The organism is Pseudomonas morbosilactucae (assembly GCF_023241715.1).
GTDB lineage: Bacteria > Pseudomonadota > Gammaproteobacteria > Pseudomonadales > Pseudomonadaceae > Aquipseudomonas > Aquipseudomonas morbosilactucae.
In genome coordinates this window covers 1-903 of record NZ_JALQCW010000134.1, presented here as the reverse complement: position 1 = coordinate 903, position 903 = coordinate 1, and the positions used below count along the sequence as shown (strand labels likewise).

The window sequence follows — 903 nt, the reverse complement described above, 5'->3', positions numbered from 1 at the left end:
CGATGGACTGCCGCAGGTGCTCGATGCCCGACAGCGGCAAGCCGGTGCGGCGATCCATTCCGATCATCGTGTTACTCCTGCAGTTGCAGATCCGGGTGCGCGGTCAGGTAGTCCTGGGCGACGGTGTCGCCGGGATCGGCGGACACCTGCCCCTTGGCGACCGCCAACTGGCGGCCGTCTGGCAGGATCAGAACGCGGGAGGTATAGAGGGTGTCGCGGAACACCGAAGGACCGGCGCTGGCCGACTCGTCGGTGATTCGTTTGGGGCTGACCATGGTTTTCTCCAGGTACAAAAAAACCGCTCTCGGCGGTTGGGTGTCAGTAAGGGTTGCTGCGCTTCACTGAGGCGCTCCGGTTGATCCAGGGCCAGGCGTCACACCTGAATGGGTATGGGTCGACCGACATTCACCCCGTTGTGCTGCAGGCTGGAGCCGTTGATTTGCACGTCACCGTTCAAGGTGATCTGCCCGGTCAGCGTGATGGTGTCGGCCTGGCCAGTGATGGCGCCGTCCGTGATCACCGCGGTACTGCCGCCGACCTGAATGGTCACCGTGCCAGTGGGCAGGCTGATGGTGTAGCTCTTGGCCTGCCAGTCGTAGACCAGCGAGCCGCCATCATCAAACCGCCAGACCTCGACGTGGTCGCGGTTGTCCGGTTGCGGGCCAGCGTTGCCGTAAAGGCCCGCGACAAACGTGCCCTGTGCCGGCTCGCCGCTGGGGCTGATCAAGGCCCCCTGCTCGCCCAGGCTGGGTGCTCGCCAGTGGCGGGCCTTGCCGGCGGCCTGGCTATGCCAGCGAACCCAGGCGCTGGTCCAGCCGGCGCCCATCGGAAACACGCACAGTGCCCGCCGCCAGATCCACGCCGACCACGCTGCAAGGAATGATCAGCCCGGCGATCATCCGG

The 903-nt window shown here is 65.7% G+C and carries 1 protein-coding gene and 1 pseudogene; both read right to left on the bottom strand.

What is annotated here, in order from left to right:
* Positions 1-71: 71 nt before the first annotated feature.
* Complete coding sequence (locus M1B34_RS33340) at positions 72-275, bottom strand: hypothetical protein (protein WP_268267395.1); 204 nt, start codon at positions 273-275, stop codon at positions 72-74.
* Between the two features lie 63 nt (positions 276-338).
* Positions 339-903 (bottom strand): annotated as a pseudogene (locus M1B34_RS33335) (phage baseplate assembly protein V); the annotation flags it as partial.